This is a genomic window from Streptomyces sp. R818 (assembly GCF_056172735.1).
The window spans coordinates 46,142-59,996 of sequence record NZ_JAOCNE010000006.1; the positions used below are offsets into that span (position 1 = coordinate 46,142).

The following is a 13,855-nucleotide window of genomic DNA, read 5'->3' on the forward strand; positions in this document are numbered from 1 at the left end:
CCCACCCCGGACGCCTCCCCTCCCTGGAACATGCGCCGCCGAGTGCCATGCACCCCGCCTCAGGCAACCTGCCACCCCGAGTGCCATGCACCCCGCCCCGGCAACCTCCGCTCCCCGCACCTCCCCACCCCGCCCCGCCCCGCCTTGGGCAATCTGCCGCCTGGGGCGGCAGGGTGGGCAAGGCGGCAGCCCAGCGCCGGGGGACCGTACAAGCTGGCCCTCGCAGGGGCTTCCTCGCTCGTCCGTGGCGCCGGGGCAGTTCGAAGGGAAGGGCGCGCGAGCGCCCCGGCGCTTCCCCCAAGCGCCGGGGCGCCCCGCCAGCAGGCCCGTACGGAAGGCCCGGTCACCTAGAGGCGTCGCACCTCGTCCCCCGCTGCCGTCGGCGCCGGAATCGCCGCCCCCGCCGGCGACGGACCGTCGTCGTCCGTGTTGAGGCGCTCGATCAGCGCATCCCGCTCAGGCGTGTCCTCCGGCTTGATGAAGCCGATGACGATGTAGAGGATGAGCGAGACGGCGAGCGGGATGGAGACCTGGTACTGGAGGGGGACGCCGCCGTCGACGTTCCAGTTGATGGGGTAGTTGACCAGCCAGAAGGCGAAGAGGCCCATGGCCCAGCTGGTGAGCGCGGCGGTGGGACCGGACTTTCGGAACGGGCGGAGCAGGCCGAGCATCATCGGGATCGCGATCGGGCCCATGAGACCCGCGACCCACTTGATGACGACCGTGATGATGTCCTTGAAGGTCGGGGAGTTGACCTGTGTCGCTACCGCCATGGACAGGCCCAGGAAAATCACCGTCGTCAGGCGCGCGGCCAGCAGGCCCTTGTTGCCGACCCACTGCTCCTTCGCCTTGCGCGACAGCGCCGGCGCCAGGTCCCGCGTGAACACGGCCGCGATCGCGTTCGCGTCGGAGGAGCACATGGCCATCGTGTGGGAGAAGAAGCCGACGATGACCAGGCCGAGCAGACCGTGGGGGAGGAGTTGTTCGGTCATCAGGCCGTACGAGTCCGAGCCGTCCGGCTTCTGCGCCTTCACCAGGAGCGGTGAGACCCACATCGGGAAGAAGAGGACGACCGGCCACACCAGCCAGAGGACGGCGGAGAGACGGGCCGAACGGGTGGCTTCGCGCGGGCTGTTGGTGGCCATGTAGCGCTGGGACTGGTTGAGCATGCCGCCGTTGTACTCGAACAGCTTGATGAAGAGGAAGGCCAGGAGGAAGACCGTTCCGTACGGGCCGACGAGCGGCTTGCCGTGGCCCGCCAGCTCCGGCTCGTCCCAGACGCCGAAGATGCCGCCGAACGGGCCGAGCTTCGAGACCACGGCCACGAACATCGCGATGCCCGCGATGAGCTGGATGATGAACTGGCCCAGTTCCGTGAGTGCGTCCGCCCACAGGCCGCCGATCGTGCAGTAGACGGCCGTGATGGCGCCTGTGATCAGGATGCCCTGGTTGATCGAGATGCCCGTGAAGACGGCCAGCAGCGTCGCGATGGCGGCCCACTTGGCGGCCACGTCCACGATCTTCAGCAGCATGCCGGACCAGGCGAGCGCCTGCTGGGTCCCCAGGTTGTAGCGGTTCTTCAGGTATTCGAGCGGCGAGGCCACGTGGAGCCGTGAGCGCAGCCGGTTGATGCGTGGCGCGAACAGGTTGGCGCCGATGGCGATGCCGAGCGCGATGGGGAAGGACCAGGTGATGAAGGACGTGACGCCGTACGTGTACGCGATGCCGGCGTAACCGGTGAACATCACCGCGCTGTAGCCCGACATGTGGTGCGAGATGCCGGAGAGCCACCAGGGCATCTTGCCGCCGGCGGTGAAGAAGTCGGAGACGTTGTCCACGCGTTTGTGCGACCAGATGCCGATCGCGACCATGATGCCGAAGTAGCCGATGAGCACGGCCCAGTCGAGACTGTTCATGTGCCCCCTCCAGGGGTCCGCCTTGTGAACGTTGCGGCTCTTCGTCAGTACGTCCGTTCCAGCGGGCGCCCCCTTGCGGGAGTGGGGACTTCCGGGATTGAACCGCTTGTTCGGGCAGCCGGTCAAGAGCCCCATGGGTCATGGATGTGAACCCAGATCAGCAAGTCGAACGATTTTGCTTTTTCGTTACTCGACGGGGAGTTGTCGTGAACGTGACGCCGCCCACACCATGAGCGGGCACTTCGTCAGTAGTCGCACACACGCGAACAGCCGCACGGGATGCGGGTCCCGTGCGGCCGTCACATGAGGCAAAGAGGTGGTTCCTTCAGCGCATCAATTCTCCTGCGTTCACCAGGAGTTGCTGGCCCGTGATCGCTCGCGCGCGGTCCGACGCCAGGAAGATCGCCGCCTCCGCCACGTCGCCGTCGGTGGCCAGCTCCGGCAGCGCCATTCGCTCGGTGAGCCGCATCAGTACCTCGTTCTCCGGCACGCCCTCGCTGTGCGCCGTGAACTGGACGTACGCCTGCACCGGCGGGCCCCACATCCAGCCCGGCAGCACCGTGTTGACCCGGATCCGGTGCGGTCCGAGCTCGCGTGCCAGTGAGTACATCGCGCTGGTCAGCGCCCCCTTCGACGCCGCGTACGCCGCCTGCCGCACCTGCGAGGGAGCGGCCACCGCCGACTGCGTCCCGATGATGACGACCGCGCCGCCGCGCTCCTTCAGCGCGGGCAGACAGGCCCGGGTCATCCGCAGGGTGCCGAGCAGGTTCACGTCGATGACCTGGCGCCACGTCTCGAAGTCCGCGTCCTCCAGGCCGCCGAAGTAGCTGTCCCACGCCGCCACGTGCACCACCGCGTCAAGGCCGCCGAACCGCTCCCGCGCGAGCGCCGCCAACGCCTCGCACTGCGCCTCGTCCCCGATGTCCGTTGCCCGGTACGCGGTCCGGGCGCCCTCCGGGTCCAGTTCGGCCGCCGCCTTCGCGAGGTTCGCCTCCGTGCGTGCGCCGAGCACCGCGTTGCCGCCGTCCCGCACCACGGCCGCCGCCACCTGATGGCCGAGCCCCGCCCCGACCCCCGAGACGATCACGGTCTTCCCGGCGAGCAGCTCACCTGCGCCCATTGGGGCCCTCCCGAGTCTGGCCATCTGTCTGACGGCCCGTCAGAGTATGGGCGACGCGTCGAGTACGGAAGACACGTGAAGCAGGAGAAGGAGGGGTCGTTCGTATGGACACGGGGTCCGGATCAGGTACCCGGAGCGAGACCTACGCGGAGCTGGCGGCCCTCGGGCCCTACGGCGTCCACCCGGGCCACGCCCTGATCACCATGGTGGAACCGCACCCGGGGCACGAGTACGCGTACAACCGCTGGTACGAGGACGATCACTACTACGCCGGCGCGATGGCGATGCCCTGGATGTTCGCCGGGCGGCGCTGGGTCGCGACGCGGGACCTGCAACTCCTGCGCCTCCCCGAGAAGTCGGCCGTCGCCGAACCCGTCACCGCCGGGTGCTACCTCTCCACGTACTGGATCACCGAGGGGCGCTACGACGACCACATGAAGTGGACCGTCGGCATCAACAAGCGGCTCAACCGCGACGGCCGCGTCCATCAGGAGCGCACCCACGTCTTCACCGCGTTCCAGGACCACGAGGCGACGGTCTACCGGGACGGGGCCACCGGGCCGCGCGACTTCCACGCCCTCGACCATCCCTACGCGGGCCTCGTCCTGGAGGTCATCGATGTCGAGCGAGGTGAGCGGCGTCCCGAGGTGGTGGAGTGGCTGTGCTCGCGGCATCTGCCCGGTGTTCTGGGCGGGTCACCCGCCGCGATGGTCACCGTCTTCCGGCCCACCCCGCTGCCGGGCGACCGGATGACCTACGTGAAGCAGGTCGAGGGCATCGACACCCGCCTGACGCTGCTGTGGTTCCTGGAGGCCGACCCGCGCGACTGCTGGCGAGAACGGTTCGCGAGGCTCCCCGAGCAGGTGGCCGGGGCGGGGCTCGGGGCGCGGGTGGAGCTCTTGGCGCCGTTCATACCCACCGTGCCGGGGACCGATCGCTACGTGGATCAATTGCGGTAGCGAAGACTCTGACGGCTTTCGCGAGACGTCCGGGCACAAGCCGAGCCCCCTCGGCCGGGACGGCGGGCCAGTCGAGAGGGCTCCCACGGTGGTGCCTGTACTGCACTGCACTGCACTGCACTGCTGCTGAATAGTGCTGGGCGGTGCTGGGTGGTGCTGGGTGGTGCTGTGGTGCATTTGTGCCTGTGGTGCCTGTGGTGCATTTGTGCCTGTGGTGCAGATGGTGCTTGTGCGGTTGTTGTGCCGTTCCTCGTCCTTTAGAACGAACCCGTGCTCACCCTCCGCACGAACGCGGTCCACGTCTCGGGGCCGAAGTCGATCGACGGGCCTTCGTCGACCTTGGAGTCCCGCACCGCGATCGCGCGCAGTTCGGGAGACCGGACCTCTACGCACGCGCCGTTCCCCGTGGAATAGGAGGACTTGACCCAGGATTCCGTGGCGCCCTGCTGGATTGCCATGATTGCTCCGCTTTTCAGCCGGTGGTCGAATGCATCCCCGCCTGGAGGTCCAGAGCGGTTCTCGCCAACGATGTTGTCTTGATGGCGTGATCGACGCTACTCGCCAACCCGGTTACGTGAAGCGGGCATTCACCCGACCGGATGGCATATTCCATGGGAGTCTTCCATTCCTCCGAGGAGTAGGTGTACCGTGCGGCGCCCTTGCCTCGGAGGCCTGCAATTCTGGTCCTGCGGAGGGGAATCCGGCCTTCGGCGCGCGTGGTCTCAGCGCGCGTACTCCTTGGCGATCTCCGAGATGAACTGCCGGGATTGCTCCACATTCAGCGCCTGTGCGCGCAAGTGCTCGTACATGACGCTGTACTTCTGGACATCGTTGGCCTTCTCCAGATACAGGTCACTGGTGACGCCCTCGATGTAGACGACGCTGGAATCCGCCGCGTCGGGGAACTCCAGGATCGCGTACTGCCCGTTGAGACCCGGGTGCGCGCCCATGTCGAACGGGATCACCTGGACCGTCACGTGCGGCAGCTGCGACTGCTCGACCAGATGCTCCAGCTGCTCGCGCATGATGTTCCTGCCGCCGACGAGCCGGCGCAGCGCCGCCTCGTCGAGCACCGTCCACAGGCGCAGCGGGTTGTCCGGCGCCTGGATGCGCTCCTGCCGGCGCATCCGGACCTGGACGCGCTTCTCGATGTCCTGCGGCGTCGTCTCCGGCAGCGCGCCGTTGATGAGCGCCTCCGCGTAGCCGCGGGTCTGCAGCAGGCCGGGCACGACCTGCGGATCGTAGACGCGCAGGCTCGCGGCGTCCGTCTCCAGGCCGATGTAGACGCTGTAGGGGATGTCGCCGAAGGAGTGCCACCAGCCCTGCTGGCGCGAGTCCTTGGCCATCTGCATCAGCGATTCGACGATCCGGTGGTCCTCGACCTCGTAGACCCCGCACAGATCGCGTACGTCGCGCTGGCTGATGCTGCGCCGCCCGTTCTCCAGGCGGCTGATCTTCGACTGCGACACCAGCAGGCGCTCGGCGACCTCTTCGGCGGTCATGCCCTTGAGCTCACGGAGCCTGCGCAGCTCCTGGCCCAACCGGCGTCGCCTGACGGTGGGATTGACGTTGGACGCCACGGGACGTGCACCTCCGGCTGCGTGCATCTTTTTGTACGTTGCGTATCTGCTGCTCAGCAGATTGCCACTCGGAAGCCTTTGTCGCTGGGAAACAGCGGATGTGTGTACGGACGGCCCGCACGGGCTGCCCACGTGGACTGCCCGCTCGGGCTGCCCGCTCGGGCTGGCTGTACGAACGCGACCGCGCGGGGCGATGGCCGTCTGCCCGTCACTGTTCACGGACGTCCGGATCATCGCCCCGCGCGGTACAGCGGCTCCCGGACCGGGTCGTGGGGACTGCGGCGCGGCGCTGTTGCGGGTTCTTGCGGGTGTTGATGGTGATGCGGGTGGTGCGGTTCTGCGGTGTGCGGTCGTGCCTGGTGCCGCCGGTGCCTAGTGGGCCACGGCGCGGGCCATGGAACCGTGGCGCGGCTGCATCGGAACCCCCCTGGCGGGCTCCGGTGCTCCCCGTCCCGCCGGGGCGGCGGGCGAGCGGCGTGGCTGAGCGGCCACACCGTTCTGGACGTCCATCACGGCGTGTGCCACGAGGCCGCCCATCGGGTCGTGCCTGATCAGGTCCCGTAGCCGCGAGCGGGACGAACGTCCCTCATTGCCCGGGTACAGGTGCTTGCCGAGACCGACCGCATGGGCCAGCGCGGCGAGCGCCGCGGTCCGTGGGTCCGGCGGTACGCCGGTACGGATCGCTGAATCCAGCCGGGACCTGATCTCCCGGCTGATCGCCGTGTCCGTCGCCTGATAGCGAGTCGTCGGCAGTACCCCGCACATCTGGCCCGCCACGGCATGCACCATGCCGCACCGCTCCAGGTGCGAGAGGTAGGTCTGGCGCAGCCCGAGACGCGGCCCGCCAATCCAGTGGACCGCCCGCACAGGAGCGCCGCGCCTTCGCAGCAACTCCAACGCGCAGTCCAGAGTCGGATCTCCGGTCGGCCGTGGTGCCACCACGGCGATACGATCCCCGTCTGGGGCTATCCGTCCGGCCAGCGCCAGCTCTACTAGCTGTGCTCCGGCCAGACCTAGGTCGAGCGACTGCGGCTGTGCGGTGGTACCCGTGGTCGGGTCCAGCGCCAGCAGCAGAAGCTCCTCCGGAAGTGTTCTGCGGCTCCTGCCCATCCATGCCTCCCCGCGTGGATGAATGACAGGGTGACCCCTCTCACATTGGTCTGTCGAGAGTGCGTGGGGGCTTTGGACGGGAACCAGTAGGTATGTCGTTCTCGTCTACCACGGGGGTTAAGCCCCCACACAGGACACTGGTACATGGTTCGGACAGGGCCGCCGGGCAGGATCGGCCTGTCCGGCGCTTAGTGGTGAGTGGTCGAGGAGGCATCGGTGGCGGGGACCCCGGACAGGTCGGGCGAAGAGCAGAAGGCGTCGGGCGGCCCGGCCCGGGACGAACAGGACCCGCGCCTCGCGGTGGCGCGGGAGACTCCGTCGGCGCGTGGTGTGGATCAGGCGACGGCGGTGTTCTCCGTCCGGGACGTGGCGAAGGCGGAATCCGGTTCCGGTTCCGGTTCCGGTTCCGGTTCGGAGACGGGCTCGGACTCCGGTACGGGGTCCGCGTCCGCGGGTGAGCCCGGGGACGAGCGGCTCCGCGCCGCTGTGGCGGCCTGGGTCGGTACGGCCGGGCCGGGGGACGGCGCGGCGGACGACGCGGATGCAAAGGGCTCCGCCGGTGAGCGGGATGAGCCCGAGCCGGGCGAAGCCGCTGGGGCGGACAGGACCGGGCCGGATTCCAGCGCGGCCGATGGCGAAGACCCCGAGTCGGGTTCCAGCGCGGCCGATGGCGAAGACCCCGAGTCGGGTTCCAGCGCGGCCGATGGCGAAGACCCCGAGTCGGTTTCCAGCGCGGCCGATGCCCAGGGCCCCGAGCCGGTGTCCGGCGCCGCTGACGGTGAGGACCGTGAGTCGGTGTCCGGCGCCGCTGGCAGCAAGGGCGCTGAGTCGGTGTCCAGCGCTGACGTCGACGAACCGGCGGTCAGCGCCTCCAGCGCGGCGAAGTCCGGCGGGGCCGGTGCCGAGGGCGCCGAGCCTGCGGACGGCGCCGCCGAGAAGGCTCAGCCGGAGTCGCCCGTTGACGCTGCCCCCGAGGACGCCAAGCCGGAGGCGTCCGCCAAGGTTGCCCCGGGGAAGGCCGATGCCGGGGCCGGCGCGGTGAAGTCCGGCGGGGCTGGTGCCGAGGTTGCGGACGGCGCCGCCGAGAAGGCTCAGCCGGAGTCGCCCGTTGACGCTGCCCCCGAGGACGCCAAGCCGGAGGCGTCCGCCAAGGTTGCCCCGGGGAAGGCCGATGCCGGGGCCGGCGCGGTGAAGTCCGGCGGGGCTGGTGCCGAGGTTGCGGACGGCGCCGCCGAGAAGGCTCAGCCGGAGTCGGTTGCTGACGCTGCCCCCGAGGACGCCAAGCCGGGTGCGCCCGCTGAGGCTGCCCCGGCGAAGGCCGATGCCGGGGCCGACGCGGTGAAGCCCGCCGGCGGCGACGCGGAGGACGCCAAGCCCGCGGCCGGCGCCGTATCCAAGGCCCCCGGCGCCAAGCCCGGCGCGGACGTCGCCGAGGGAGCGCCGGGCAAGCCCGAGCCCGTACCCGGCAAGGACGCCAAGGCCGATGCCGAGCCCGCCGGCGAAACGCAGGGGGTCGATCAGGCCACCGCCGTCTTTAAGGCCGTCGCACCCCCGGTCGACCAGCCCACCACCATGCTCAAGGCCCCCGGCGCCAAGCCCGGTGCCAAGCCGGCCAAGGAGAGCGAGGCCGAGCGGACCAGCAAGTTCGTGCCGCTCAAGCCGCTGGACGACAAGGCCGCGGACAAGGGCAAGGCCGCTACACCCGCCCCCGGCGCCCCGGGCACAACCGCACCCGCTCCCGGCGCCCCCGGCGCCCCCGCCCCCGCCGAACGCACCACCCAGCAGCCCCTCCCCCCCAAGCCCCCGCTCGACCTGCTCGCCGAGCTGACCAACACGCCGCCGCCCCCGGAGACCCGGGTCCGTACCACCGTGCGGCGGGTCAAGATCTGGACGCCGCTCGTCCTGCTCCTGATCGTGATCTTTGCAGTCGTACAGGTCGTGCGTCCGCTGCCGACCCCGACGCTCGATCTGACCGCGAAGAGTTCCGTCTCCTTCGAGGGCGACAAGCCGTCGGTGCCGTGGCCCGGCCAGGGCCAGGCGGCGATGGACGTGAACGGCATCGGCACGTTCGGCACGTCCGGTACGCAGAAGCCCGTACCGATCGCGAGCATCGCCAAGGTCATGACCGTCTATCTCATCCTGCGGGACCACCCGCTCAAGACGGGTGAGAAGGGTCCGAAGATCCCGGTCGACGCGGCGGCGCAGAAGCACTACGAGACCGGCAAGGCCGAGAACGAGTCGGTGGTGAAGGTCACCGAGGGGCAGCAGCTCAGCGAGTACGAGGCGCTCCAGGCGGTCATGCTCCCGTCGGCGAACAACGTCGCCAAGCTGCTGGCCCGCTGGGACACCGGGAAGTCCTCCGAGGACGCGTTCGTCGACAAGATGAACAAGATGGCCGACGACCTCGGGATGAAGAACACCACCTACACCGACCCGAGCGGACTCGACAAGACGACCGTCTCCACCGCCGACGACCTGGTGAAGCTCGGCCGCGCCGCGATGGAGAACCCGGTCTTCAAGGAGATCTCCCGCCAGCCCAGCTACGTGGACCTGAACGGAGAGAAGCAGAAGAACTTCTTCGGGCTCGTCCCCACCGTCGCCATCGGTATCAAGACCGGTACGACCACCGCGGCCGGCGGCAACATCCTCTTCGCCGCGGAGAAGAAGGTCGGCGGCGAGACCCAGACGATCATCGGCGCGGCCCTCGGCCAGTACGGCCAGAACGGCACCGCCAACATCGACGAGGTCACCGGCGTCGTCAGGAAGCTGATCGAGTCCGGTCAGGAGGCGCTCACCGCGAAGACCATCGTGAAGAAGGGCGATGTCGTCGGTGAGGTCGACGACGGTCTCGGCGGGACCACGCCGGTCGTCGCCACCAAGGACGTCTCCGCGGTCGGCTGGTCCGGTCTGACCGTCCGTCTGAAGCTGGACGGCAAGACGGGCGAAACGCTCCCGCACACGGCGAAGGCGGGCACCGTGGTCGGCGTCCTGAGCGTCGGCGACGGCAAGAACGACGCCACCGCCGTCGAGGTCCCCGTGGCACTGCAGAAGGACCTCGCCGAGCCGGGCTTCGGCGCGAAGATCCGCAGGATCGGCTGACCCCCCGACGCAAAAAAGAACCCAGACGGAGAACCCAGACGGAGAACCCAGACGGAGAACCCAGACGGAGAACCCAGACGGAGAACCCCGACGGAGAACCCCGACGGAGAACCCGGACGGAGAACCCGGACGGAGAACCCCGAAGACCGCGCCCGCTGATCAGCCGACTCCCCGGCGATCAGCGGGCGCGGCCCGTTACCGCCGACGCCGCCCGCCCCTCACCGCCGTACCTCCGGGCACCGCGGCATCTCCTTGCCCTTCGGCCCCCGGTACGCCGACGTGATCCGGACCTTCCCCGGCTGCTCCACCGTGAGCCGCGTGAACTCCCCGGACGGCGCCAGGCACCCCGCGTCCGCCCACAGCCAGGGCGAGTAGGCGATCCGTACGGTGACCGAGCCGGCCCGCGGCATCGACACGACGAGGTTGGCCCCGTCGGAGCTGGCCACCGTGGCGGGCGGGTCGACGAGCGGCACCGCGTCCCGGACCCCGTAGATCTGCCAGTTGGCGTCGTGCCAGAGCAGCTTCAGATAGGGCGGCTCGCTCCTGACCAGAGCGTGTTCCAGTGTGGCCGGGCCGTCGGGCGCGCCCTTGGGCAGGACCACGTAGCCGACCGCCCAGTGGGAGAGCCAGGCGCGGTAGGAGGCGGACGTGAACGAGCCCTCGGGCACGTCCGTCCCCTCGCGTCCGCCGTAGAAGAGACGGCCGCGCTCGACGTCGGCCTGCCGGTTCCAGCCCCGCGCCATGTTTATGTACGGGGCGAGGATGGCCGCCTCCCGGTGGTCGCGGGCGGGGACCACCTCGACGCGGGTGCGCTGCGCGCCGAGGCGCTTGAGCTCGGAGACGACGCCGTCGGTCTGCACGGCCCAGGCCGGGACCTTCGTGTTGGCCGCTATGTCGGCGATCGTCTTCCCCGTGAGCCAGGTGAGGGAGAGCAGGAGCGCCAGGCCGCAGAGCGCGCTCCGGCGCCGTGCCGTGAACCAGCCGCCCGGCACGGAAGCCCGCCGGCCGTACCGGTCCGTCGCGATCACAAGGAGTGCGACCGGCGCGCCCAGTTCCGTGAGGCGTTCGACGTTCGTGCCGACCGGCGAGGCGATGAAGAAGGTGAGGACGACCCCGAGCCCGTACACGCCCGTCCCCCACCGCAGGAGACGCCACGCCCGCGGGGCCGTCAGCAGGATCACCGCGCAGAACAGCAGCGGCGGCCAGATCCGCCCGAACGGCATCGGCTGCTCGCCCTTGAACGGGAACAGCCAGGTCGTCAGCGCCACGACGACGACCGGCGGCGCGAGCAGGACCGCCGCCCGGCTCCCGTCGCGGGTCAGCAGGTGCGCGGCCCCGACCACGACGAGGAACAGGCCGGCGACCGGGCTGGCCATCGTCGCGAGCGCCGCGCACAGCGCCGAGGCCGCGAGGCGCGGGGCGCCGCGTCCGCCGATGAGGACGACGAGCGCGGCCAGGCCGAGCGCCACGCCCAGCATGAAGGTGGAGCGGCCCGAGACGACCTGGCACCAGAGGCAGAAGGCGAGGACCAGCGCCGGTGCGAGGGGGCGGCGGACCTTGGCGTGCAGCATCAGCGCCCCGGCGAGCCAGGAGGACGCGAGCCCGGAGAGCAGCGTCATCGGGACGACGCCGATGGCCGCCATCACGTAGGGCGAGATCACGCTGTAGTTCGCCGTGTGCAGGCCGCCGTACCAGAAGAGGTTGTACGCGTAGCCCGGGTACTGCCGCGCGAACTCCGCCCACGCCACCTGCGCCGCGAGGTCGCCGCCGCCGGTCGCGAAGACCGCCCACCACAGCCCGTAGAGCGGCAGCGCGCACGCGGTGACCAGGAGCGGCACCCGGAGGCGGACGTGCCACGGCGCGGGGCGCGGGCCGGGGAGGGCGGCGGCGAGTGCGTCGCCCGGGGCGGGCAGTTCGGTGGAGTGCACTGAGCGTGTCCGTCTCGGGTCGGGGACGTGATCGTCGGTCCATGGGCGGGGCGCTAGGGAAGAGTGTGCCGGGCCCGGAAGGGTTGGGCCTCCGCCCGGAGGAGGAGGGGCGCGGAGGGGCGCGGGCGACCGGGCCGCTCCCGCGCCGCCCGTGCTAGCGTCGCGAGACCGGGGCAGGACCGGGACGTTCCCTCGGTCGGTAAGACGGTACGTACGGGAGTGTCAGCAGTGACGACAGCGGAGCCGACGCGCGCCGGCGGCGACGGGCCGGACGCCGGGAGCGTACGAATACGGCAGCCGGAGGGGCCCGCCCGCCCCGTCCACGGCGACGGCGGCCGGAGGCCGTCCTCCTGGCTCGCGCGCGCCGAGGCGCACCCGATCGTCGTCGCCACCGCCGTCGCCGCGGTGCTGCACCTCGTCTGGTTCTTCACTTTCGCGAACAGCGGCGGCGACCTCGCCGCGCAGGACGCGTGGGCCGAGTTCGTCGGCCGCCACCCCGACTCCGCGTACAACCTCGCCTGGTACGGCGGCATGCACCCGGTCTCGTACAGCGTGGTGTCGCCGTATCTGATGTCGGTGCTCGGTGTCCGGACGACGATGATGATCGCGGGCACGCTCTCCGCCACCCTGCTGACGCTTGTCCTGATCCGTACGCGGGTCCTCGCGCGGCCCCTGTGGCCCGCGCTCGCCGGGGTCTTCGCCCTGCTGTGCAACTCCGCCTCCGGGCGCGTCACCTTCGGGCTCGGGATGCTGTTCGGGCTCGCGGCGGTCGCGGCGGTGTTCTGCTGGCCTTACCGGTGGCGGTACAAGCGGTGGGCGAAGGCCGCCGTCGCCGCGCCGCTCGCCGCGCTCGCGACGGCGTCCTCGCCGGTGGCGGGCCTGTTCGTCGGGCTCGTCGCGGTCGCGCTGTTCCTGCAGAAGCGGCGGCCCGGGGCGTACGCGCTCGGGATCGCGCCCGCCGTCGTCGTCGGGCTCTCGGCGTGGCTGTTCCCGTTCTCGGGCACGCAGCCGATGTCGTTCTGGTCGGCGCTGCTTCCGCTCGTCTACGGCGTCCTCGTCCTCCTCCTCGTGCCGAAGCGGTGGAAGACGGTCCGGATCACCTCCGCCGTCTACCTGCTGGCCGTGCTCGGCGTCTGGCTGATCAGTTCGCAGATCGGCACCAACATCACGCGGCTGCCGATGCTCTTCGCGGGCGTCGCGCTCCTCGCCGTCCTGCCGTTCACCGTGCCCCGCTCGCGCAAGTGGTACGTCGTCGTGATCGCGTTCATCGGCTTCAACGGCTGGGTCGGCGGCAAGATGGTCTACGACGTCGTGCACACCGTCCCCGCCGCCTCCTGGGCCCGCGAACTCGCCCCGCTCGTCAACGAGCTGCAGGAGGTCAAGGCCGAGCGCGGCCGCGTCGAGGTCGTCCCCGCCCGCTCGCACCGCGAGGCGTCCGCCCTCGCCCCGTACGTGAACCTGGCGCGCGGCTGGACCCGGCAGGCCGACATGAAGCGCAACCCGCTCTTCTACGACGACACGCTCAACTCGGCGAACTACCACGAGTGGCTGAAGCGCTGGGCCGTGCACTACGTGGTCCTGCCCAAGGGCGCGCCCGACGGGGACGGCGGCGAGCGCGAGCGGGAGCTGGTCCAGCGCGGCCTGCCCTACCTCAAGCAGGTGTGGGGCGACGACAACTGGCAGCTCTTCGCCATGACGGACCCGACGCCGATGGCCGAGCCGAACGCGACCGTGGACGCCGCCGAGCAGGCCGAGCTGACCCTTGAGGTGACCAAGCCGGGCCGCGTCCTCGTCCGCGTCCCGTACTCGCCGTGGCTCGCGGTCGTCGACGGGGACGGCAAGGCCCTTGACGCCCCGCAGGAGACCGAGGCGTCGAAGCAGGCGCGGGAGAGCGACGAAGAGGCGCCGAGGCGGTACGAGAACGAGCACGGCTGCCTCCTGGAGACCGAGGAGGACGACTTCGGCGATCAGTGGACCGAGCTGATCGCCCCGCGCGCGGGCACGTACCACCTGGCCGCGCCCTACGTGTGGTGGTCGCGGGGCACGCCCTGCCCGGAGGAGCTGAAGTAGCGGCGCGGGGGCCTGGTGTCCGTCGGCGGTCGAGGCAGCGGCGCAGGGGCCAGGTGTCCGTCGGCGGCTGAGG

Annotated in this window: 9 protein-coding genes; 3 read left to right on the top strand and 6 right to left on the bottom strand. The window is 70.5% G+C overall.

What is annotated here, in order from left to right; all coding sequences use genetic code 11:
- Window positions 1-347 precede the first annotated feature (347 nt).
- Together N5I75_RS16450 and N5I75_RS16455 are read right to left on the bottom strand one after the other, a co-directional pair.
- Window positions 348-1,916, bottom strand: coding sequence for a sodium:solute symporter family protein (locus N5I75_RS16450; protein ID WP_476678237.1), 1,569 nt, complete (start codon window positions 1,914-1,916; stop codon window positions 348-350).
- Window positions 1,917-2,241: 325 nt separating this feature from the next.
- Window positions 2,242-3,036: an SDR family oxidoreductase gene (locus N5I75_RS16455; RefSeq protein ID WP_476678239.1), complete on the bottom strand. Its 795-nt coding sequence runs from the start codon at window positions 3,034-3,036 to the stop codon at window positions 2,242-2,244.
- A gap of 104 nt (window positions 3,037-3,140) precedes the next feature.
- Between N5I75_RS16455 and N5I75_RS16460 the strand changes: the two genes are divergently transcribed.
- A complete protein-coding gene (locus N5I75_RS16460) occupies window positions 3,141-3,995 on the top strand; it encodes a hypothetical protein (protein WP_476678241.1) in 855 nt (284 codons plus the stop codon).
- A gap of 257 nt (window positions 3,996-4,252) precedes the next feature.
- On the opposite strand, the gene N5I75_RS16465 is transcribed toward N5I75_RS16460, so the two are convergent.
- From N5I75_RS16465 to N5I75_RS16475, 3 genes are all read right to left on the bottom strand, one after another.
- A complete protein-coding gene (locus tag N5I75_RS16465; protein ID WP_476678242.1) occupies window positions 4,253-4,453 on the bottom strand; it encodes a DUF397 domain-containing protein in 201 nt (66 codons plus the stop codon).
- Between the two features lie 264 nt (window positions 4,454-4,717).
- Complete coding sequence (locus N5I75_RS16470; protein ID WP_476678244.1) at window positions 4,718-5,575, bottom strand: helix-turn-helix domain-containing protein; 858 nt, start codon at window positions 5,573-5,575, stop codon at window positions 4,718-4,720.
- Between the two features lie 372 nt (window positions 5,576-5,947).
- Window positions 5,948-6,685 carry a GOLPH3/VPS74 family protein gene (locus N5I75_RS16475; RefSeq protein WP_394431708.1) on the bottom strand — a complete coding sequence of 246 codons (738 nt, stop codon included), beginning with the start codon at window positions 6,683-6,685 and terminating at the stop codon, window positions 5,948-5,950.
- 216 nt (window positions 6,686-6,901) lie between these two features.
- On the opposite strand from N5I75_RS16475, the gene N5I75_RS16480 reads away from it, so the two are divergent.
- Window positions 6,902-9,784 (top strand): D-alanyl-D-alanine carboxypeptidase, encoded by a 2,883-nt coding sequence (locus N5I75_RS16480; protein ID WP_476678246.1) that lies wholly within the window; start codon window positions 6,902-6,904, stop codon window positions 9,782-9,784.
- A 218-nt stretch (window positions 9,785-10,002) separates the two neighbouring features.
- Here the strand turns inward: N5I75_RS16480 and N5I75_RS16485 are convergent, their stop codons facing one another.
- On the bottom strand, window positions 10,003-11,712 hold the full coding sequence (locus tag N5I75_RS16485; RefSeq protein ID WP_476678248.1) for a hypothetical protein: 1,710 nt from the start codon (window positions 11,710-11,712) through the stop codon (window positions 10,003-10,005).
- A gap of 228 nt (window positions 11,713-11,940) precedes the next feature.
- Between N5I75_RS16485 and N5I75_RS16490 the strand changes: the two genes are divergently transcribed.
- Complete coding sequence (locus N5I75_RS16490) at window positions 11,941-13,782, top strand: MFS transporter (RefSeq protein WP_476678250.1); 1,842 nt, start codon at window positions 11,941-11,943, stop codon at window positions 13,780-13,782.
- The last annotated feature ends 73 nt before the right edge of the window (window positions 13,783-13,855 follow it).